The organism is Actinomadura roseirufa, from assembly GCF_900659635.1.
GTDB classification, from domain to species: Bacteria; Actinomycetota; Actinomycetes; order Streptosporangiales; family Streptosporangiaceae; genus Spirillospora; species Spirillospora roseirufa.
In genome coordinates, this window is sequence record NZ_CAACVB010000086.1 from 1 (window position 1) to 21,525 (window position 21,525).

Annotated in this window: 16 protein-coding genes and 1 pseudogene; 7 read left to right on the top strand and 10 right to left on the bottom strand. The window is 69.6% G+C overall.

From position 1 onward, the window contains the following. Positions 1–318: 318 nt before the first annotated feature. Positions 319–1,221, bottom strand: a pseudogene (locus E1291_RS19350) (RNA polymerase sigma factor); the annotation flags it as partial. Positions 1,222–1,439: 218 nt separating this feature from the next. On the opposite strand from E1291_RS19350, the gene E1291_RS19355 reads away from it, so the two are divergent. After that, on the top strand, positions 1,440–2,069 hold the full coding sequence (locus tag E1291_RS19355) for a TetR family transcriptional regulator (RefSeq protein ID WP_242614245.1): 630 nt from the start codon (positions 1,440–1,442) through the stop codon (positions 2,067–2,069). 61 nt (positions 2,070–2,130) lie between these two features. Here the strand turns inward: E1291_RS19355 and E1291_RS19360 are convergent, their stop codons facing one another. After that, positions 2,131–5,502 (bottom strand): pyruvate carboxylase, encoded by a 3,372-nt coding sequence (locus E1291_RS19360; protein WP_131739237.1) that lies wholly within the window; start codon positions 5,500–5,502, stop codon positions 2,131–2,133. A gap of 227 nt (positions 5,503–5,729) precedes the next feature. After that, on the bottom strand, positions 5,730–6,353 hold the full coding sequence (locus E1291_RS19365; protein WP_131739238.1) for a TetR/AcrR family transcriptional regulator: 624 nt from the start codon (positions 6,351–6,353) through the stop codon (positions 5,730–5,732). 89 nt (positions 6,354–6,442) lie between these two features. Between E1291_RS19365 and E1291_RS19370 the strand changes: the two genes are divergently transcribed. The 6 genes from E1291_RS19370 (at position 6,443) to E1291_RS19395 (ending at position 15,678) form a co-directional block, all read left to right on the top strand. Beyond that, positions 6,443–7,690: an MFS transporter gene (locus tag E1291_RS19370; protein WP_131739239.1), complete on the top strand. Its 1,248-nt coding sequence runs from the start codon at positions 6,443–6,445 to the stop codon at positions 7,688–7,690. Positions 7,691–7,767: 77 nt separating this feature from the next. Beyond that, a complete protein-coding gene (locus tag E1291_RS19375) occupies positions 7,768–11,241 on the top strand; it encodes an AAA family ATPase (protein WP_131739240.1) in 3,474 nt (1,157 codons plus the stop codon). A 543-nt stretch (positions 11,242–11,784) separates the two neighbouring features. Next, complete coding sequence (locus E1291_RS19380; RefSeq protein ID WP_165495189.1) at positions 11,785–12,663, top strand: MinD/ParA family ATP-binding protein; 879 nt, start codon at positions 11,785–11,787, stop codon at positions 12,661–12,663. Next, positions 12,660–12,992 (top strand): hypothetical protein, encoded by a 333-nt coding sequence (locus E1291_RS19385; protein WP_131739242.1) that lies wholly within the window; start codon positions 12,660–12,662, stop codon positions 12,990–12,992. Before E1291_RS19380 ends, E1291_RS19385 begins: the two co-directional genes overlap by 4 nt. Beyond that, positions 12,989–13,921, top strand: coding sequence for a DUF6177 family protein (locus E1291_RS19390; protein WP_242614246.1), 933 nt, complete (start codon positions 12,989–12,991; stop codon positions 13,919–13,921). Before E1291_RS19385 ends, E1291_RS19390 begins: the two co-directional genes overlap by 4 nt. Before the next feature lie 155 nt (positions 13,922–14,076). Next, a complete protein-coding gene (locus E1291_RS19395; protein ID WP_165495190.1) occupies positions 14,077–15,678 on the top strand; it encodes an outer membrane protein assembly factor BamB family protein in 1,602 nt (533 codons plus the stop codon). 12 nt (positions 15,679–15,690) lie between these two features. On the opposite strand, the gene E1291_RS19400 is transcribed toward E1291_RS19395, so the two are convergent. From E1291_RS19400 to E1291_RS19430, 7 genes are all read right to left on the bottom strand, one after another. Continuing rightward, positions 15,691–16,167, bottom strand: a complete 477-nt coding sequence (locus tag E1291_RS19400) for a hypothetical protein (RefSeq protein WP_131739244.1) — start codon at positions 16,165–16,167, stop codon at positions 15,691–15,693. 666 nt (positions 16,168–16,833) lie between these two features. Further along, positions 16,834–17,430 carry a hypothetical protein gene (locus E1291_RS19405; protein ID WP_131739245.1) on the bottom strand — a complete coding sequence of 199 codons (597 nt, stop codon included), beginning with the start codon at positions 17,428–17,430 and terminating at the stop codon, positions 16,834–16,836. Beyond that, positions 17,427–17,939: a hypothetical protein gene (locus E1291_RS19410; protein WP_131739246.1), complete on the bottom strand. Its 513-nt coding sequence runs from the start codon at positions 17,937–17,939 to the stop codon at positions 17,427–17,429. The genes E1291_RS19405 and E1291_RS19410 overlap by 4 nt, the downstream gene beginning before the upstream one ends. Positions 17,940–18,115: 176 nt before the next feature. Further along, entirely contained in the window at positions 18,116–18,430 is a 315-nt protein-coding gene (locus E1291_RS19415) for a hypothetical protein (protein WP_131739247.1), read from the bottom strand. Positions 18,431–18,461: 31 nt separating this feature from the next. Then, a complete protein-coding gene (locus E1291_RS19420; RefSeq protein WP_131739248.1) occupies positions 18,462–18,785 on the bottom strand; it encodes a hypothetical protein in 324 nt (107 codons plus the stop codon). After that, positions 18,782–19,375: a YbaB/EbfC family nucleoid-associated protein gene (locus E1291_RS19425; protein ID WP_165495191.1), complete on the bottom strand. Its 594-nt coding sequence runs from the start codon at positions 19,373–19,375 to the stop codon at positions 18,782–18,784. Before E1291_RS19425 ends, E1291_RS19420 begins: the two co-directional genes overlap by 4 nt. 16 nt (positions 19,376–19,391) lie before the next feature. Next, positions 19,392–20,504 carry a S8 family serine peptidase gene (locus E1291_RS19430; protein ID WP_165495192.1) on the bottom strand — a complete coding sequence of 371 codons (1,113 nt, stop codon included), beginning with the start codon at positions 20,502–20,504 and terminating at the stop codon, positions 19,392–19,394. Positions 20,505–21,525 lie beyond the last annotated feature (1,021 nt).

A 21,525-nucleotide genomic window follows, 5' to 3' on the forward strand; every position in this document is an offset into this window, starting at 1 on the left:
CACCGCGAGCACCGCCGTGGCCGCGGCGGCGACGCCCGCCAGCAGGCCCCGTCCCGGGCTCGCGGGCGTGGCCGTGCCCGCGCGTCGCCTCGGCCGAACGAACCGCCTCGTCCTCATCTCCGCCTCTCCTGGTCCGCGATCTGTCGGGAGAAGATGTGTCGGGAGAAGTCTTCTCCAGCGGGTCCCACACTGTCATCCCACCGCGGGAGGAGTTCGGCCTGACACTGAAGGGAGCGTGACGATTTCGAAGATCGACATGTCCGGGCGGACGCGCCGGGCGGCGGGCGCGTCCGCGGCGGGCCGGGGGCCCGAGGGGCGTCAGCCGAGCAGGTCGGCCAGCGTCTCCCGGCGGGACGGGTGGCGCAGCTTGTGCATGCCCTTGGACTCGATCTGCCGGATGCGCTCGCGCGTCACCCCGTAGACCCTGCCGACCTCCTCCAGCGTCTTCGGCTCGCCTCCGGCGAGCCCGAACCGCAGCGAGATGACCCCGGCCTCGCGCTCGGTGAGCGTCTCCAGGACGGCGTCGAGCCGGCCGCGCAGCATCGAGGACGCGACGACGTCGGCGGGGTCGCCGCCCTCGGGGTCCTCGATGACGTCGCCGAGCTCGCCGTCGCCGTCCTCGCCGAGGGGCGTGTGCAGCGACAGCGGCTCGCGGGACTGGCGGCGCAGCCACTCCACCTTCTCGGGGGTGACCTCGAGCGCGGCGGCCAGCTCCGCCGAGGTCGGCTCGCGGCCGAGGTCCTGCGCCATGGTGCGGCGCAGCCGGGTCATCCGGTTCAGCACCTCGACGACGTGGACCGGGATGCGGATGGTGCGGCTCTGGTCGGCGAGCGCGCGGCTGATCGCCTGCTTGATCCACCAGACGGCGTAGGTGGAGAACTTCAGTCCGCGCCGGTACTCGAACTTCTCCACGGCGCGGATCAGTCCGAGGTTGCCCTCTTGGACGAGGTCGGTCAGCGGCAGGCCGTGGCCCATGTAGCGCTTGGCGAGGGAGACCACGAGACGCAGGTTGGCCTCGACCATGTGCTCCTTGGCGCGGCGGCCGTCGGCGGCGATCCAGGCCAGGTCCTCGCGGTCCTCGGCGGACAGCCGGTCGGCGAGCTCCTCGAGGCGCTCGCGGGCGAACAGCCCGGCCTCGATCCGCTTGGCCAGGTCGACCTCCTCCTCGGCGGTGAGCAGCGCCGTGCGGCCGATGCGGGAGAGATAGGCCTTCATCGGGTCGAGGACGTCGCGCGCCGTGAGCGCACCACGAGGCGACGGGACTCGGGGGGACGCACTGGGGGCGTGGCTGGCGTTCAGGGCGGTGTCCTTTGCTCGTCCGGCCGGGAGGGAACGGGTCACCCCGTTCGGGTACCCGCCGGCACCGTGACCCAAACTTAGGCTGAACATATAAATATGTCAACACCATCTTTAGGTCGAAGTATGAGACCATGCCGGGCATGGGACTCCGGGAGCTGAAGAAGCGGCAGACGAGGCAGAACATCTCGCACCAGGCGACCCGCCTGTTCCTGCGGCACGGCTTCGACCAGGTGACGATCGCCGACGTCGCGGCCGCCGCGCAGGTCGCGAAGATGACGGTCACCAACTATTTCCCGCGCAAGGAGGACCTCGCGCTCGACCTGCACGAGGAGTTCGTCGAGCTGCTCGCGCGGACGGTCGCCGGGCGGGCGCCCGGCGAGTCCGCGCTGGCCGCGCTGCGCCGCGGGTTCCTGGCCGCGGTGGACCGGCACGAGGCCGTCATCGGGTTCTCCGGCCCCGACTTCGCCCGCATGATCACCGAGAGCCCGGCGCTGGCGGCGCGGCTTCGCGAGTTCCACGAGGAGCGCGAGGACGCCCTCGCGGCCGTCCTCGCCGCGGAGACCGGGTCCGCGCCGGACGACCTCCTCCCCCGGCTCGTGGCGGCACAGCTCGGCGGCGTCCACCGCGTCCTGTTCCAGGAGACGCTCCGCCGGACGCTGGACGGCGCGGACCACCACCAGATCGCGGCGGCGCTGGAGGAGGCCGCGCGGGTCGCGTTCGACCTTCTCGAACCGGCGCTGGCGGGCTACGCCGTCCGTCCCGCGGGCTGACCCGCGTCCGCCGCCGTTCTCCCCTCGGGAAGGAGAACGACGGCGGATCCAGGGCGCCCGGTCAGGTGATGACGAGCAGCAGGTCGCCGGCCTGGACGGGCGTGGCCGCCGGGACAGCGAGCCGGACCACCCTGCCGGCCACCGCAGCGGTGATCGCCGCCTCCATCTTCATCGCCTCGATGGTGGCGACGACGTCCCCGGCGGCGACCTCGTCGCCCTTGGCCACGCGCAGGGTGACCGACCCGTCGAACGGCGCGGCGACGTGGCCGGGCTCGCCGGGGTCGGCGCGCTCCACCGGCGGCGCGTCCGACACGACGGACTTGTCGCGGACCGAGAGCGTGCGGAGCTGCCCGTTCACCGTGCAGATGACCTGCCGGACGCCCGCCTCGTCGACGTCGCCGACCGCCTCCAGCCCGGCCAGCACCCGCACGCCCGGTTCGAGGTCGAAGGCGACCTCCTGGCCGGTGCGCAGGCCGTAGAGGAACGGGCCGGTCGGCAGGACGGACAGGTCGCCGTAGGCCGCGCGGGACTCGCGGAAGTTCTTCGCGGGGCCGGGGAACAGCAGCCGGTCCAGGGTCTCGCGGACCTCCGCGCCCGCCAGCGCCTTCTCCTCGTCGCCCGTGAGCTCCGCGCGGGCCGGGGTGTGCCGGCGTCCCGCGAGGGCCTTGGTGCGGAACGGCTCGGGCCAGCCGCCCGGCGGGTCGCCCAGCTCGCCGTTCAGGAACCCGATGACGCTGTCGGGGATGTCGTAGCGGTCCGGGTTGGCGGCGAAGTCGTCGGGGTCGGCGCCCGCGGCGACCAGGTGGAGCGCCAGGTCGCCGACGACCTTGCTGGACGGGGTGACCTTGACCAGCCGGCCGAGGATCCGGTCGGCGGCCGCGTACAGCCGCTCGATCTCCTCGAACCTGTCGCCGAGGCCGAGCGCGACGGCCTGCTGGCGCAGGTTGGACAGCTGCCCGCCCGGGATCTCGTGCTCGTAGACGCGTCCGGTGGGCGACGGCAGGCCCATCTCGAACGGCGCGTACAGCCTGCGCACGGCCTCCCAGTAGGGCTCCATGGAGTCCAGCGCGCCGAGGTCGACGCCGGTCGCCCGGCCGGTGAAGTCCGTCGCGGCGACGATCGCCTGGAGCGGCGGCTGGCTCGTGGTGCCCGACAGGGGCGCCGCCGCGCCGTCCACGGCGTCGACCCCGGCCTCGATGGCGGCGACGTAGGTGCCGAGCTGGCCGCCCGCGGTGTCGTGGGTGTGCAGGTGGACGGGCAGGTCGAACCGCTCGCGCAGGGCGGTGACCAGTGTGCGCGCGGCGGGCGCCCGGAGCAGCCCGGCCATGTCCTTGATGCACAGGATGTGGACGCCCGCCTCGACCAGTTCCTCGGCGAGACGGAGGTAGTAGTCCAGCGTGTACAGGCGCTCGTCCGGGGACGACAGGTCGCCCGTGTAGCAGAGGGTCCCCTCCACGAGCGCGTGGGTCTGAAGCGCGGCGTCGATGGCGGGACGCATGCGCTCCACGTCGTTGAGGGCGTCGAACACACGGAAGATGTCCACTCCCGTGCTCGCCGCCTCCTTCACGAACGCGCGCGCCACCGAGTCGGGGTAAGGGGTGTAGCCGACGGTGTTGCGACCGCGCAGGAGCATCTGGATGCACAGGTTGGGCGCGGCCTCACGGATCGCGGCCAGCCGGTCCCAAGGGGACTCTCCGAGGAAGCGGAGCGCGACGTCATAGGTGGCGCCGCCCCACGCCTCGATGGACAGCAGCTGGGGCGTCATCCGCGCGAGGTAGGGCGCGGCCGAGAGAAGGTCGTAGGTGCGCACCCTGGTGGCGAGGAGGGACTGGTGGGCATCCCGGAACGTCGTGTCCGTGACCGCCAGGGCGTCCTGGGCGCGGAGCCGCTCGGCGAACGCGCGCGCGCCGAGCGCCAGCAGCCGGTCCCGGGATCCTTCGGGGAACGGGCCGTCCAGGTCGAGCGGCGGCAGCTTCACCGCCGGGTCGAGGGTGGTGGGCGCCTCGCCGTGCGGCTTGTTGACCGTCACGTCCGCCAGGTACCGGACGAGCCGTGTCGCCCGGTCGCCGCTGGAACGGGCCGTGAGCAGCTCGGGATGGTCGGCGATGTAGGACGTGGTGACGCCGCCCGCGCGGAAGTCGTCCTCGTCCAGCAGCGCGCGCAGGAACGGGATGTTCGTCGCGACGCCGCGGATGCGGAACTCGGCGACCGCGCGGCGCGCCCGGCGCACCGCCTCCTCGAACGTCCGGCCGCGGCAGGTCAGCTTCACCAGCAGCGAGTCGAAGTGCGGGGTGACGACCGCGCCCGCGTAGGTGGTGCCGGTGTCGAGCCGCACCCCCGCGCCGCCGGGCGACCGGTAGGCCGAGATCTTGCCGGTGTCGGGGCGGAACCCGTTCGCCGGGTCCTCGGTGGTGATGCGGCACTGCACGGCGAAGCCCGACACGGCGACGTCGTCCTGGGCGATGCCGAGGGCGGCGAGCGTCTCCCCGCCCGCGATGCGCAGCTGGCTCTGCACGAGGTCGACGCCCGTGACCTCCTCGGTCACGGTGTGCTCGACCTGGATGCGCGGGTTCATCTCGATGAACACGTGCCGGTCCTGGTCGTCCACGAGGAACTCGACGGTGCCCGCGTTCACGTACCCGATCTCGCGCGCGAACCGCACCGCGTCCGCGCAGAGCCGCTCCACCACCCGCGCGTCGAGGCCGGGCGCCGGCGCGATCTCCACGACCTTCTGGTGGCGGCGCTGCACCGAGCAGTCGCGCTCGCGCAGGTGGACGGTGTGCCCGGCGCCGTCCGCGAGGACCTGCACCTCGATGTGGCGGGGCCGGTCGACCGCCTGCTCCAGGAACACGGTCGGGTCGCCGAACGCGCTCTCGGCCTCCCGGCGCGCCGTGGCGACCGCGGCCTCCAGGTCCTCGCGGTGGTCGACGCGGCGCAGCCCGCGCCCGCCGCCGCCCGCGGCGGCCTTCACGAACAGCGGGAACCCGACCTCGTCGGCCGCGGCCAGCTCACCGCCGGGCTCGGGCGTCGCCGAGCGCAGCACCGGCAGCCCCGCGCGCCGCGCCGCGGCGACCGCCTCGATCTTGTTGCCGGCCAGCCGCAGCACGGCCGACGGCGGCCCGACGAACGTCAGGCCGTTGCGCTCGCACGCCTCGGCCAGCTCGGGGCTCTCCGACAGGAACCCGTACCCCGGGTAGACGGCGTCCGCCCCGACCCGCAGGGCGGTGCTCACGATCCCGTCCACGTCCAGGTAGGCGCGCACGGGGTGGCCGTGCTCGCCGATCTCGTACCCCTCGTCGGCCTTCTGCCGGTGCAGGGACAGCCGGTCCTCGTGGGCGTAGACGGCGACGCTGGCGATGCCGAGTTCGTAGGCGGCGCGGAACGCCCGTACGGCGATCTCACCCCGGTTCGCGACGAGCAGCTTGGTTATCAAGGGCTTCTCCCAGAAGACGGCTCGGGCGCGGTCGCCCGCACCCGTCGGTCTCCCGGGCTCGACGCTGAGCCACGCGGACAGGGGCGACCCGGCGGGCGAACCGAATCTTCGGATACCTACCCAGTAGTGCCCCGGCGCACGACGTCCCGGCCAGTCCGGCGCCGTGAACAAAGTGAGAGATGAGCCGTCACGGGAAAAACGCGCGAACGTTCCGCGCCGTGGAGCGCCTAACCGGCACGGAGCGTGTCGGTGCCGATGCCCGCGCCGCCCGCCCCGTCCACCCCTGAACCGGCGTTCTCCCTGGTGTCGGCGTCGAGGAGGATCTCGGCGATCGCCCGCGCGCGATGGGCGGGCGCGGCGGAGCGGTCACGCAGCGCGGTCACGATCGAGCCGTCCAGCAGCAGGACGAACCGCTGCGCCAGCTCCCGCGCGCTCCCGCCGTGCCCCGCCTCGGCGAGCAGGCGCGCGAAGTACGCGGCCACCGCCGCCTTGTGCCGGTCGGCGAGCTCCCGGACGGCGGGGTCGGTGCCCGCCGTCTCGGCCATCGCGTTGATGAACGAGCAGCCGTGGAAGTCGCCGGACTCGTACCGCCCGGCCAGCACGTCGAACACCGTGAGCGGGTGACCGCCGCGCGCGGCGACCTCCGCCTCCAGCTCGCGGCGCCACCCGCGGTCGCGCTCGCCGAGGACGGTCGCGACGAGGTCGTCCTTGCCGGCGAAGTGCCGGTAGAAGGACGCGCGCCCGACGCCGGAGACCGCCAGCAGCCGCTCGACGCCGACCGCGCGGATGCCCTCGGCGTAGAAGAGGGACTCCGCGGCCTGGACGAGGCGTTCTCGGGCTCGGGTCGGCATGCCCCCACCCTAGCCGACCTTGACGAATAATGGAACCGATCGGTACCGTCAAGAAAACGGAATCGATCGGTACCATTTAGGGAACGCACATGACCGACAGCACCACCCGGGCCGCGGCCGCCACCGGGACGGGAGCCCCGCCGGAGCCGGAGACCCCGCCCGACCCCGCCGCGCCGTCCGGCGGCGTCCCGGCGCGGACGCTCGTCCTGGCCGCGGGCACCTTCGCCGTCGGCACCGACGCGTTCGTCGTCGCGGGCGTCCTCCCCGAGATCGGCCGCGACCTGCACGTGAGCGTCGCCGCCGCCGGGCAGCTCGTCACCGTCTTCTCCATCGCCTACGCCGTCCTGTCCCCGGTGCTGGCGGCGCTGACCGGAACCTGGCCGCGGCGCCGCGTCCTGCTGACGGCGCTCGCCGTCCTGGCCGCCGGGAACATCGCGACCGCGCTCGTCCCGGGGTACGGCCCGGTGCTCGCGACCCGCGTGCTCGCCGCCGCGGGCGCCGCGATGTTCACCCCGATCGCGGGCGCCACCGCCGCCGCCCTCGCCGGGCCCGCGCACCGCGCCCGCGCGCTCTCGTACGTGTCGGTGGGCCTGGTCTCCTCCACCGCCCTCGGCGTCCCCGCCGGGACGCTGCTCGGCTCGGTGATGTCCTGGCGCGGGACGATGCTGTTCGTCGCCGCGCTGGCCGCCGTCGCCGCCGTGGGGGTCGCGGCGCTGCTGCCGGCCGTCCCCGCGCCGCCCGCCGTCCGCCTGCGCGACCGCCTCGCCCCGCTCTCCGACCGCCGCGTCACCTCGCTGCTGGCCGTCGCCGCCACCCTGTTCACCGGCGTCTACCTGGTACAGAACTACGTCAGCGTGATCTTCGAGCCGGTCACCGGGGACGGCGGCGGGCGCGCCCTCGCGCTGCTGCTGTTCGTCTCCGGCTGCGCCGGCATCGCGGGCAACCTCATCACCGGCGCCTGGGCCGACCGCCTCGGAGCGCGCCGCGTCGTCACGGGCGTCGCCGCGGTGCTCGCCGCCGCCGTCGCCCTGCTGCCCGTCCTCGGCACGACCCTCCTCGGCGCGGCCACCGTCGCCACCGTCTACGGGTTCACCGCCTGGGGCATCCTGGTGCCGATGCAGCACCGGCTGATCGCCGCCGCGCCGTCCGCCGCCGCGCTCGTGGTGTCGCTGAACGCGTCCGCGGTCTACCTCGCGGTCTCGCTCGCCGGCGGGCTCGGCGCCCTCCTGCTGCGCTGGTCGGGGTCCGGCGCGCTCGTGGCGGCGGCCGCGGCGCTCGTCCTGCTCGGCCTCGCCGGGTCCGAGATCGCGCACCGTGCGTCGGGCCGCCTTCCATAGCTCGCATAGCGCGCCCCCGCGCCCCCTTGACGCTCTAGGCTGTTCGCGCCGGATTGGTGTGTTTTTGAGGGGAAAGCGTGCGGCTGCCGGAGAACCTGGAACTGCTCGTCAGCGACGAGCCGGTCCTCGACCTGTACTCCTATGGGCCCTGGCGGGTTCCCGACGGACTGTACGACGAGATCCGCGCCCGCATCGACAAGCTCGCGGCCGACCCCCGCTGTACCCCCCTCACCACCGACGAGCACTCCTTGCTCACCAACCCCGCGTCGCTCGTCATCGCCGAACTGGTGCTCACCGTCGACTTCCTGTGCGGCTCGGCGGCCGTGAACTCCGGGACGCACTCGCGCCTGCAATACCAGTTCTTCAGCCCCTATTTCCGCGAGCCTCACAAGCCACTGCGCACCATTGAGGAATGGGGCGTCACCAAGGGCGGGTTCCTCCCGCTGGAGTGGCTGGAAGAGGTCCCCGACCAGGACCTCGCCCTCGAACTCGCCATCGAGGGCCTCGGCGTGCTGGAGGGCCTGGAACCGATCGAGCAGCGGCGCCAGGCCCTGCTGCGGCTCTACCGGAACCCGCCCCCGGCCCTGGACATCAACGCGCCGCTCCGCGAGCAGCGCGCGCTGTGGGTCGCGCACGCCGACGACGACATCGTCGCCGCCCTGCCCGAGATGGCCGGCCCGATCGGCTACATGGAGTGGATCTGCTCGGGGCTGCTGCCCGTCCACGAGCACCTCCTGGACGTCGCCCCGCACGACGAGCCGGTGGAGGAGATGCTCGTCCACCTGCTCCTCCAGGGCGGGCTGGAGCAGGTGCCCGTCGAGCTGGCGGCCGCCGTCACCGAGGACCGCTACGGCGAGATCCTGGAACGTTTCGCCGCCAGGCGCGCCGACTTCAGGCCGCACCCCTGGTACACCGACACCCGCGCCTGGCTCGGCCGCGCCCTCGGCGCCGGCGCCGTCGAGGCGTGCCGCGCCTGGCTGGACATGGCGATGCGCTTCACCGGCGCCGCCCAGGGCTTCCCGGACGAGGCTCAGGTCCCCGAGCCCGAGTGGATCCCGGTCGGCGAGTTCCAGGAGGACGTCCGCCGCCTGTTCACCCCGCGCCGCCGGATGCTCAACCCGCTCGCCGCCGGCGTCGGCCGCGCCGCGCCGGCCCGCACCCGCCGCGCCCGCAAGGCCGAGGTCGGCTCCGGGCTCGTCGGCCAGCCCGACGTGGTCGCCGCGCTGCGGGAGGTCGCGGACGGGACCGGTCCCGTCCGGCTGATGCTGGTCGGCCCGGACGGCACCGGCAAGCGCGACGCCGCGCAGGAGATCGCCCGGCTGCTCCACGATCGCCAGATCACCGGTCCGCCGCTGTGGCTCGCCGACGACTTCTTCGCCGCCAAGGAGGTCTCCGCCGCCACCACGCAGCTGTACAACGAGGCCCGCGACTCCGCCGGCATCCGGCTCATGGTCATCGACGGGCTGGACGACATGTCCCGCGACATCCGCAGCGGCGAGGCCGTCGTGGAGGAACTGCACCGGGCCCTCGACGTCAACGACGACCTGCACGTCGTCGCCCTCTGCGAACCCGGCGGCGACGAGCGGATCCGCGAGGTCAACCCCGGGCTCGCGCTGCGGCTCCAGGTCGTCCCCACCCACCCGTTCACCGCCGAGGGCTACGCCGAGCTGTTCAACCGCGCCCTGCAGCAGCGCGGAGCGCGCGCGCACAAACGGGCCCTGACCGCCGCGGGGGAACTGCTCGTCCGGACGCCGCCCGTCCGGAACCTGCGCAACGCCCGGCTCGCGCAGCGCCTCGCCGACGTCGTGGTCGAGTCCGTCCGGCGGCGCAGCGAGCCCGGCGAGGAACTCGTCGTCAAGCGCCCCGACGTGCCCGCCGCCTTCGACGCGTCCGGCAACCCCGGCGACCCCATGGCCGAGCTCACCGCCCTCACCGGCCTCGCGACCGTCAAGCAGGAGATCGAGCTGCTCGCCGCCGGCGCCAAGGCCGCCGAGATGCGCCGCGAGGCCGGCCTGCCCGTCCCCGCCGCGCCCGCCCGGCACATGGTCTTCACCGGCAACCCCGGCACCGGCAAGACCATCGTGGCGCGGCTGCTCGCCCGCATCTTCAAGGACCTCGGCGTCCTGTCGTCCGGGCACCTCGTCGAGGTGTCCCGCTCCCGCCTCGTCGGCCAGTACGTCGGCGAGACCGCCGTCAAGACCGGCGCCATCGCGCGCAGCGCCGTCGGCGGCGTCCTGTTCATCGACGAGGCGTACTCCCTCACCCAGACCACCATGTCCGAGGACTACGGCCAGGAGGCCATCGCCGAGCTGCTGAAGGTGATGGAGGACAACCGCGACGACCTCGTCGTCATCGCCGCCGGCTACGAACGCGAGATGCAGCGGTTCATCTCCGCCGACCCCGGTCTCGCCTCCCGCTTCCCCCGCACCCTCCGGTTCCCCGACTTCACCGACGACGAGCTCATCGAGATCTTCACCGGGCAGGCCGCCGCGGCGGGGCTGCGGCCCACCCCCGCGGCCCGCGACAAGATCGCGGAACTGCTGCGCCGGGCGCCCCGCGGCCGCTTCTTCGGCCACGCCCGCGTCATGCGCAACCTGTGCGAGCGGGCCACCGCGCTCCAGGCCCGCCGCGTCACCGCCATGCCGAAGGCCACCGCCGACGACCTCGCCACCCTGCTGCCCGGCGACATCCCCGACAGCCTCAGCGGCACGTCCCGCACGCTGCCCGCCACCGACCCGCTCGCCGAGCTCGACGCGCTCGTCGGCCTCCGCGAGGTCAAGGCCGAGGTGCACCGCCTCGTCGACGAGGCGCGCAGCGCCGAGCTGCGCCGCCTCGCCGGCCGGCAGGTCGCCATGCCGACCCGGCACATGGTGTTCACCGGCAGCCCCGGCACCGCCAAGACCACCGTCGCCCGCCTCGTCGCCTCCGTCTACGGGCGGCTCGGCCTGCTGTCGTCCGGCCACCTCGTCGAGGTCTCCCGCGCCGACCTCATCGGCCCCTACCTCGGCCAGACCGCGCCGCGCGTCCGCGCCGCCGTCGAACAGGCCCTCGGCGGCGTCCTGTTCCTCGACGAGGCGTACGCGCTGGCCGGCGACGCCTACGGGCAGGAGGCCGTCGCCACGCTCGTCCAGCTGATGGAGGAGTACCGCGGCGACCTCGTCGTCATCGCCGCGGGCTACGAACGAGAGATGACCGCCTTCCTCACCGGCAACTCCGGCCTGGAGTCCCGCTTCCCCAAGCGGCTGTCGTTCCCCGACTACTCCGACGGCGAGCTCGTCGCCATCTTCGACCGGCTCGCCGCCGCCGAGGGCCTCACCCTCGCCCCGGACGTGCCCGGACGCCTGCGCGCGCTGCTCCGCGACATCCCCCGCGGCCCCTCGTTCGGCAACGGCCGCCTGATGCGCAACCTCCTCGACGCCGCCATCGCCGCCCAGGGCGCCCGCCTCACCTCCGGCGACCGTCCCGACGATGCCGACATCGTCACCCTCCGCGGCACCGACGTCCGTCCTCCCATCGCCGCCTCCCTGGGCGACGTCGGCCTCTACCTCTGACACCCGGCTGACCGCGCGCCCACGCTTTCGGTCGAATCTCCCACCCCCATACGTTCCGTACTTGTCTAGACTCGTCTCAGCTCATTGACGCGCGGCACTGGAAGGGGCCCGGTGGCCGGACGAGACTGGCAGCACGCCGTCCTGCACGACCTCGGCGCCGTCGACTCCGGTCTGGTCCCCCCGTCCCACCGTCCGCCGCTACGGACCGACGCCCCGCCCCCCGCGACGGCCCCGGAGCCTCCCTCGGCTAGCCCGTGGGCGACCGCCATGGCCGCGTCCTCGCACCCCGCCCCACCACGACGTCCTGCTCCAGGCCCGCCAGAGCCCCCTCCCCCACGTCCTCCCATGGCGGCCCCCACGCCAGTGCCGACGACCCACCCCACCGCACCGTCACCGCCGAACAGGACACCGTCCACAGAGAACGTGGAGGCGCCGTCATGGTGGACGGTCGAGCCTCAAGGCGCCTGGCCGACCGCCCCGCCGAGCGGGGCGACTCCGGGACCACCACCTGTACCGCCGTCGCCGGACGACTATGAGCAGGACTTGGCGCGCCGCAACCCCCATGGCGACCCGGCCGTCCGCAGGCTGGGACGAGGGGTGCGGCGGGCGGTGGGGGCCTCGGTCTCCGGGCGCGCGAGGGAGATCGCGGAACGCACCGCGGGGATCGGCGTGCCCGTCTCGTCATGCCGCCGCATCGTGGTGACCAGCATCCGCGGCGGCGCCGGCAAGTCGACGCTCGCCGCCCTCGTCGCGGGCGTCATCCGGCAGCACCGCGACGACCGGGTGATCGCGGTCGACGCCGACCCGGGGCTCGGATCGCTGCCCCTGCGCCTGGGAGTGAACGCGCCCGGCTCACTGCGCCACCTCACGGCCGCGCGCCCCCAGTCCTGGGAGGAGATCGTCGCCTCCCTGGCCCGCACCCCCGAGGGCCTGTTCGTCCTGCCCGCCGCCCCGAGGGGCGTGGTCGCGGGCACGCTCGACCACGGACTCGTCCAGCAGGCGCTGGGACGGCTGAGCCGCTACTTCGCCGCCGCCGTCATCGACTGCGGCGGCGGCCTGACCGCCGAACTCCAGCAGGGCCTCCTCGCCGGAGCGCACGCACAGATCTTCGTCGTCCCCGGAACCGTGGACGGCGCGCTCAGCGCGCGCGCCGCCCTCAACTGGTTCGCCCAGAACGGCCATGGGCCACTCCTCCACAGGACGGTCGTCGCTCTCGTAGCCCACACCCCGAACCCGGACGCCGACCTGCAGCGCGCGAAGCAGATGCTCAGCGCGGGCGGCCTCCCGGTGACGCAGATCCCCTTCGACCGCCATCTCGCCGCCGGTATATCGATCGCTCCCGAACGGGTCGGCGCGTCCACCCAGGCCGCCGCCACCCTCGTCGCGTCCAGCGCCTTCGCCCGCTCATTGGACGTCCCATGAGCCGCGAACTGGTCGTCCTGTCTCGGGAACAACCCGACCTGGACGTCCTCACCGAACTGGTCGCCGCCTCCGGTGAGGCGGACCTCAAGGTAGGCGGACGCTACGTCTTCGACGCCCAGGACCGTCTCCTGCTGCGCATACGGCAGCCCGTCCTGGTGGCCGTCCCCGGCGAAGTCGAACGCCTCCTGGGAATCCCCGCCAACGAACCCGTCTGGTGGGTCGAACTGCAAGCGGCGGTCACCCCCGCTGCAGAACGCATCGCCCATCACTGCGCCGAAGGGCTTGCGGCCCGGCACGATGGAACCGTATGGAGCGAGAGCGGTCAGTGACAGAAACGACGGGTGGGGCCGACGTCCTCACCCCCAACGCGATGGTCGTACTCCAGGACCGGCCTCTGGTTCCGCTGAGCGCCGCCCTGTCCGAGGCACTGCTCGAATGCGAACGCACCGGTCGACTGCTACAGATCGTCACCGGCCACCACAGCCGCATCACCGTCCCCCTACAGGGGATCGTCTCCTCGCCCAAGGGCCACTGGATCGTCCACGACGACAACGGCTACTACGAGGGCCTCACCGGACGCCCGATGCACTGGGACGGCAAGGCATTCGCCCATGACCCGGACGCCCGCGACTACGCCCCCGCCTACACCACCCGACCGTCCGCCCCCGTCGGCACGCACCTGGTCATCACCCTCCAGGCACACCACACCCCCCAGGACGTCCTGGGCGGACAGGTCGACCAGCTGATGCGCATCATCACCGGCGAACCCCCCTCCGGCTGGGGCGTCGCCGAACCCCTGGAGCACCCGTGGGCCCCGTCCGAGCTGACCACCTACGTGCAGGCCGCCGGAACGTCCCGTCTCATCGCCGTCGGCCAGGGCGCCATCGCGACCCTGGAGTTCTCCGGCCGGGGCACCGAGCGGACCACCCTTGCCGTCGGCTACGGCCCCGACCAGCATCCGCCGGTCACCGACATGCCGTCCATCGTGGGCCTCCTCGCCGCCGACAACCCGGTCTCGGCCCTCCTCGCCCAACTCACCCCGGGCCGCGCCGACCTCACCGTCGAACCCCGCTGGTCCGGCTCGTCCGCCCCCATCGGCCTCGCCGCCGCGGGCGCCTACACCGGCCCACCGGGCTTCACCCGTCAGCGCATAGGCCCCCCGGACGCCCCCGTCACCTGGTTCCACCTGGGCGACGGCCGCTCCCCCGAATACTGGCAACGCCACAAAGACCTCCTAACCCGCCTCCGCCCCACCTGAGCCGCCCTTTGAGAAGCCATCCGCGCGGAATCCCCTGCCTTGGCGCATGCGATAGCCTCGACCGGCCCTAAAGCGAAACGGGAAGGTAGGCCATGCGCGGTCGGACGGCATTACTGAGCGGCTCCCTGACAATCGCCCTCTTCTCCTCGGCCTGCATGACCACGTCCGAGAACGCCGTTCCCACGGACCATGTCACGACGACGGCCAGCCCACCTCACCTGACCGAAACCGGCCCCAGCCCAGGCGGCCTGCGAATCGCCTGGGCGGTCGACAACGTCGGAACCAAAAGAACGTCCACAGCAGTGGCGCACACCATAGTCGACGGGCAACTATTCGTCGCCACCCATCAAGGCATCGACGCCTACGACGCGTCCTCAGGAAAACCCCGCTGGCACTACCGGGAACCCGGCCGCGAACTCAGCAAATACACGGTGACCGGCGGCGCCGTCCTGGTCATCACCAGCAAGGGCGGCGAAAACCGCTGGATCGGCCTGGACGCGTCCACGGGAAAATTTCTGTGGACCGAAAGCAGCCGGCGCACCACCTTCGTCTCAGGCCCCACGAAACGCACCATGGCCGCCGCGGGCATCGTCCCCGCGTTCGGCGGCCCCCTCACATCCAAGATCCTCAAAGGCATCGACGCCCGCACCGGCCACGTCCGCTGGAGCAATAGCGCACTCGCCCCTCCCACGTGCGAGTTCTCACCTGAGATCAGCATCGAGGGCGACGACAGCCTGTTCCTCATCAAGACCACCTGCACCGGCAAGCGCAGCCAGGTACACGCTCTCGACCCGGCCACCGGCGCCGAACGCTGGCGCCGCGACACTCCCGACGCCGGCTCGGACCTTGAGCACGCGATCGTCCAAGACCGCCACACGCTGATCGATGTGTCCACCGACCGTCTCCTGCTCACCTCCGACGGCCACCAACTACTCAAAGAAGACGTCGCCCACCTCTGCGACATCCAGTGTTCGCTAGTGGTCACCCCAAGCCACGTTCTCATCGCGCATACGGAGTCCCAGACCGAGAACGGTCTCACCAGTGTCGATCTCAGCACGGGAAAATCCCAAGACCACAACGCCCCAGGCCCCTACGGAGCACTGGTCACGGCAGGCAACAACGTCTATGGCCTCCGGGACAGCATCCTCGGCCCTCTTTCCCCCTCCGCCTTGGACCTCATCGACCCCGGCTCGGCAAAGTTCTCCACCATGCCGATGCCTTTCACAACCGGACCCCAGTCTCCAGGCAGATACACCGCCAGGGCGCTGAGGATCGCGAACGGCCAAGTCCTAGTCAGCGAATCAAACCCCACCGGTGACGCCTGGGTGACGACCGCCAGCACCCCGCTCCCCAAGACCAAAGGCCCCGCAGAACTCGGCGGAGTCCCCGCCAGCGACTGGCCAGACGCCTGCAAACTCGCCCCCGGCTACCACCCGACGCCCGCCACAGAAGACACCAAGAACGCACGTCTAGGCCCCGTCGAGCTCCACAACGTCACATGCAAGCTGCAGGCCGAAAACCAAGTAGTCCAAGTAACCATAGTCTGGGTAGCCCGCACACCAGCCCAGGCCAAAGACCTTCTCCCAGTAGACGCCTCAGCCAACCCCATTCACGCAGGCGACGAATCCTACGAAACAGACCACCCCGACGCCGCCTTTCTCATGCGCTCAGGCCGCTACCTCCTAGCCTTCGACGAGAAAACCCCCCAAGCCCAAACCCTAGCCGGAGCCATCCACACCGCCCTAAAACACCGCTGACCCCCAAAGATCTCAGCCGCAGCGCGCCTTCCAAGCAAGCATGACCTCAATCTTTCCATCAAACCCCTCCCCCCGCGTTGGCCACATTTCACTAGGGGCGGGCAGCCCGACGACCTTCCCGTCGCTCAGCACAAGCTGCAACCGCCTCATACCAGCAGTCTTCACCACCCTGAAGTCCCCAACATCTCCCCACGAAACCCTCTTCTCCCAAGCCAACCTCCAGACCACCAGGCCCGCCGGAGTGAGCACAACACGAGAACGCGCCAACCTACAAAAGAACAGAACACAAAAGAACAGGACAAGCAAATCAACGAGATCAATACGACCACGCACGAACGCGAAAAACAGGCCGCTCCCCCAGGCGAAAACTCCGACCGTCCCAACAACGATCAAGTACACACACCTGAACTCCGGATAAATGACCGCCGTCACCGCATCGTCCACCATCATTTCCAGCCACTCCAGAAACCAGTGAAATAAATAGGTCACTGGCTGCCTCGAGCCCAGCCTCCCTTAAAACTTGCCCATGAGAGAAGCCCTTTGCGCCCAGTGCCCCTGGGCGCCGGATATTCCGTCGACGACCGCCTTCAACCAAGCCTGCCGGAAGACTCTCCATGCACCCTACTTGTGAACCAGATGATACTCATTGGCTGGAGTTGAAACAGGAAACCGAGAACTATCCACCAGGGCAGCCGCTTGCAGGAAGTCGAACTGCACACAGACAGCTAACCCGATAACGATCACACGACCAAGTCGGCAAAACAAGGAGGCGCGAGGAATTTCATCAAGGAGGCAGGTCGCGGAGAGTCCATTACATTGGAGCCGTGCTACCGACGGGACCTGCGCAGCCTAACCGACAGCACCGCTATCGCAGAACAATCAATACAAAGCCGACCGCCACCGGCACATACGCCGCCGTCGAGCACGGCAATGACCGGCCAAGGAAAGGGAAAAATCTAAACTAATGGCAAGCGAGTAGAGGATTCCATGATGGCCACTCTGACCGCGATGCGGGTCAGCCGATTCCGAAGCCGAGCACACCGCATCTTGGGCTGGAAGGTCATGGGCGGCCAGCGACCTCCTGCGGGAGGTCGCTGGCCGCCCTCACCCCGCAGTACATGCACCCTGCAACATCCAAATCAGAGCAACGGACCCTCATTTGGAGGCCCGTATCCGCTTGACCACATCTTTAGCAAGCTGGGTACCATTTTGAATCATGCTGGCGCTGGAGACCTCCGACTCCCGCCGACCACCACGCATATAGACAATGACCACAACTACATTCTCCTCTCTGACGCGAAACTGAATATATCCCGCCGGCTTAACTTTGGGGGTTATGAGATCGTCCCCTACCAAAAACGCCTCATTTCCGACTCCCGACAGTTCTCGACAGCGATCCCGATGCCCTTCGCACGTGAACGACCTATCGAAGTTCAATGACTTCTTCGCCGCGGTGATTCCACCATTGCTCCGGGCGTGCATGCGTTCCACCAGCGACACGGTCATACCGCCGGAAGTGGAAAGACTCCAATCACACAGCGACTGCCCGTCCCCCCGGGGCACGGCCCCAGCGCTCGGTCGCTCTGGAGACGCACCGGCCCCGAGCATCCACCGAGTCGCGGCAGGGTCGACAAGGGTGCACGCGTCCGGGATCTTCTCGTAGGAATGACCGCCGACATCCTCGGCGCCCGACGAGCAGGCACAGACCGTGAGCAGTAGCGTCCACAGCACAAAGAAGAATCGCTTCCTCACGCCGGCGTCCACGCGCCCAGGTCCAGCACACCCTTGGTCGGCCCCGGCACAGGCCGGACGGCCCCAACGTTGCGCAGTGAGCTACTCAGGGCGACGGTGAAATTCTTCCCCGTCTCGATGACACCATTTATGAGGTTGGTCACGTTGTCCACAAAGCTGGAAAGAAGATCGGTGAAGTGCTTCAGGATCAACGCCAGCGACGCGCCATCCGTCGGAGCGGCGCCCACAACGGCGAGCAGCGCCTTCCAATCTCCCAACAGACCACCACCAAAATCCAAGAGGCTCTGTGCGCATTTCGAGACAAAGGTAATGGCCTGCTTGTACGCTTCGATCACGGCTTCGTACATTTTACTCACGGCATCCAGCGTTCCCTGGAACATGGTCACGTTGTTGGTGATGACCGTCTTGACGTCGGCCGCGTAGGCGCCGAACGCCGCAGCCGCCCCACCCTCCCATCGCGCGAGAGCTTGGCTGTGTGCCTGCGAGGCGCTTCCGTACGAATCGTTCATCGACCGAATGCAAGCCTCCCATCCACTCACTACTCGTTGAACATTCGCCGGGTTTCCGATCATGTCGTGGACTAGGCCGAGAGCGTCCAGTGAGGGCTTGTGATTCGCCATGCCAGCGGCTTTTCGCACAATCGCCGCGTCTTTGGACGGGAATGGGACGGGCTGACCAAGAAGGGTCATTTCAGCAGCTTTCGTAGTTCCTCGATAGATTTGTCTTCCGCTCGCCCGTAAGCAGCAGCTACAGCGTCGAGAGCGAGCTGCATCATGAGAAGGTTGCGCACTCCTTCATCAATTTTCTGCCAAACTTGGTCGACACCGGAGTTGTACGCGGAGACGACATTGGTCTTCTTGCCGATGATGCCCAGATCATCGGGCGCCAGTTTGGTGTTACCGAGTGAATTGGCCGTGCCGTCCCACGATCCGGCGGCCTTCAAGACGTACTGGGAGGCATCACGCAGCGATCGCCGATTCACACTGTACTGATCACCCATGGTCTCCTCCAGAGAAACTCAAGTCACCCAGTCACCAGGATGGCTTCTTCTCGGCCTCCCGAGCCAGGGCTTCACGTGCGCTCTGCTCTGCCGCGTTGATCGTGCTCACGAGGTTCCTGGCGAGAACGTCGCGAGCACAGTTCTTCACCTGCTTCTTGTCCAGGCGTATCTCTCGAAGCCGGGCGTACCGATCGACCACCACGACGCCTAGGCCACCCGGGATCCTGTGTTCGGTAAGCTCATTCGCTGCCTGCTCCGCTCGCAGCGCTACCGCTCGAGTCTCAGCTTCCAGCGCTTCCACGAAGTTTCCCAGCGATCGGATTCTCTCTCCGATCTCATCGCTGACGGACGTCACCGAATCGCGTCCTGATCATTGATCGAGGCAACCCATGCAGTAGATGCTTTGACCCGTGCCTCAGTGATGGCGGACATCAGGCTCTCCTCGATGCTCTCCAAGCGATGCGAGCGGAGCATCCCCTCGGCTATTGAGATGTCCAGCATCGTCCCGTTGCCGTCGACGGTCACGCGGACTTTGTTTCGCTTACAGGTCGCCGAGTAACGTCTCTTCGAGGCCATTAGCATGACCTTGTCGAGCTCTTCGACTCGGGATGCCGGCTCATCCGGCGCCGGGGCCGGGGCACGGCCTTCCCTGGCTGTCACGAGCACGACTCGGCTCGGATCGCCCTCCTGAGCTATGTCGTCCTGGGGGTCGTCGTCAAGGAGGGGGTCGTTCCCCGTGGCTGCCTTCTCGGCCAGCCTCGGATCAGCGAGCCTTTTCATTTGCTCGGTGTAGTCGGCCAGTTCCTCTCGATAATTGCCTTCGTCCACAGGGGCGAGAACTCTCGCCTGCCGGGCCAATACGGCCTCTCGCCGGCGAGCGCGCTCTTCCTCGTCCAAGGGTGCTTCGGGGACGCTCGTGTTCAGAGCGCGCCGCAGTGAACTCATCGGCGCTGCCCCCTCTTCAGGATCTTCCATTTCTGCCTCTCACACCCCGTACGAACAACAATGCTCCTCCCCCCAAGGCCAGGATGGAGGCCGCTAGTATTCCTGACCATGCTCCAACTCCTATGCCTCCGCCATCACGGGTCTCACCGGCGCTCCGTGTCGAGGACCCGGCACGAGAAGAAGGAGCCTTCTCTTTCTTGCTCATTACTCGATCAAACGACTCGTACACTGGATTGGGAGCATTTCGGGGGATGTTCGCCGTCAGGGCCAGGTAGGGGATGATGGCGCCGTAGCCGGTTTTCTTGTCCCAGCCCTTGGGGCCCATGTCCTTGGCGGTGGCGAGGATTCGCTGGACGACCTCCCGGCCTGACATCTTCGGGTACTTGGAGCGAACGAGCGCTACTACCCCGGATGTCAGGGCGGCTGCCTGGCTGGTGCCGTTGTGGCGGCTTTCGAAGACGCCTGCCTTGCCTATCGAGCCGACCAGAACTCCGGGAGCCGTGACCATGACATTGTCACCCGGGGTCGATTTTTCCCATGCTTTGAGGTCTGCAGTCGCCGCCCCGACGGCGAGCACCCCAGGGCAGTTCGCCGGAGAGTTGCCGGACTCCGAGTTATCCCCTTCGTTTCCGGCTGAGGCAACGACGACTACGTCGTGCTCCACCGCATAGGAGATGAACTCCTGGATCTCCTCCGTGCAGTGTGCCGCACCGAGGGCACTGGAGAAGTTGATGACCTTGGCACCGTGGTCGACCGCGTAATGGATGGTCTGCCGATAATTGTCGATCTCCGCCGCTATCGGGAGGATCCTGCTCTCAGGCGCGACGCCCACCATGCCGGTCCCAGTGCCCTGACCAGCGATCAACGCGGCCATGGCGGTTCCGTGGCCCCCCTTTTCAGTGTCGTGGTCCCGGCGCCCGTCGCCCGATGCGGGGCCATCGAAGTCGGTGCCCTTGAGGACCACGCCTCTGAGATCCGGCAGGTCTGCCTCGACCCCACTGTCGACGACGGCGACGGTCACCCCCTCGCCCCGCGCCTGTGGCCAGACCTTGTTGGTGATCTCCCAGGCCCCGAACCACCACTCCTCGTTGCGCGGCGAAGGGAGAGCGAGGGCGGGAGCGGCGTGCAACCCCATGACGGTGCAGCAGGCCACCGCGGCTGCCAGTTGTCGGCCGATTGTCCTCAACGAATCCCGTAACCCTCCAACTTCTGTCGCCGCGCCACCGGAACTACTCCGGGTCCCCGATCACTCTTGGGGCCACCTCGTGATCCTCAGACCAGAGGTCATCATTTTCGGGCAGCTGAACTTCGCGTTCTTTTTCCTGTCCAGGATGTCCGGGGCCACCGCCGGCACCCATCGCGGGTCCGACTCCTTGCCGAGCACCCGTGGTGCCCGTTCCCATTGCTTCGGCCTCAGCTGCCGTAGCGGGACCTCCACCGATCACACCTCGAGAGGTCAAGCGCGAATGCTCGACACCATCGCCGAACGGGCCCATCAGGCTTGACCTGATCCCGCTCGAATTCGGGCCGCCGAGGACGCCACCTGGATGGACGTCGCCCCCGCCGAGGGACGGCATCGTCGGCGTCCTCCCCCCTGGTCCCATGCGCTGCCCCCCAGAGGGCAACGGACGTAGCCCGTCCGCGCCAGGCCCCCTTCTCGGTGGACTAGATGGAATCCCCTGTGCGGGAGGGATTACGGGTACAGGTCCGCCACCTGGAGGCCGCGCGCCTGGTTGGTCGGTTCCTGGCATGGGGGAACTTGGACCGGGTAGCCCAGGCCCCGACGAGGGATGACCTGGCCCTGCGGGTGGCGCGCCTTGGAGGTCCGATGGGTTGCCGGCATGGAGGCCCGCCCCGGGGCCGCCGTGAGGCGGGGTGAGGGCGCTACCGGATGGGTTCGCGTGGACCGGGTGGTGTGGAGTGATGCCTCCAGGAGAGGATCCTCCGCCTGGTAGCGATCCGCTCCCGCCCCCAGCACCAGGGCCACCACTGCCGGGCGCACCGGCACTCGTGCCGCCCCCGCCGGGGGAGCCGCCAAAAGGCTCTCCCTCCTTCTGTTCCTTGGGCAGGGTCAGGGTGATCGAGTCTGGGATCTGGCCGAAGGACGAGACGAGCTTGGCGTTGGTCTGGGCGAGATGCTTCTGTGCGAC

Excerpts from the sequence above, each read along its gene's own strand:
- E1291_RS19355 (WP_242614245.1), top strand. The coding sequence starts at position 1,440 with ATGGGACTCCGGGAGCTGAAGAAGCGGCAGACGAGGCAGAACATCTCG.
- E1291_RS19365 (WP_131739238.1), bottom strand. The coding sequence starts at position 6,353 with ATGCCGACCCGAGCCCGAGAACGCCTCGTCCAGGCCGCGGAGTCCCTC.
- E1291_RS19370 (WP_131739239.1), top strand. The coding sequence starts at position 6,443 with ATGACCGACAGCACCACCCGGGCCGCGGCCGCCACCGGGACGGGAGCC.
- E1291_RS19385 (WP_131739242.1), top strand. The coding sequence starts at position 12,660 with ATGAGCCGCGAACTGGTCGTCCTGTCTCGGGAACAACCCGACCTGGAC.
- E1291_RS19395 (WP_165495190.1), top strand. The coding sequence starts at position 14,077 with ATGACCACGTCCGAGAACGCCGTTCCCACGGACCATGTCACGACGACG.
- E1291_RS19410 (WP_131739246.1), bottom strand. The coding sequence starts at position 17,939 with ATGAACGATTCGTACGGAAGCGCCTCGCAGGCACACAGCCAAGCTCTC.
- E1291_RS19415 (WP_131739247.1), bottom strand. The coding sequence starts at position 18,430 with ATGGGTGATCAGTACAGTGTGAATCGGCGATCGCTGCGTGATGCCTCC.
- E1291_RS19425 (WP_165495191.1), bottom strand. The coding sequence starts at position 19,375 with ATGAGTTCACTGCGGCGCGCTCTGAACACGAGCGTCCCCGAAGCACCC.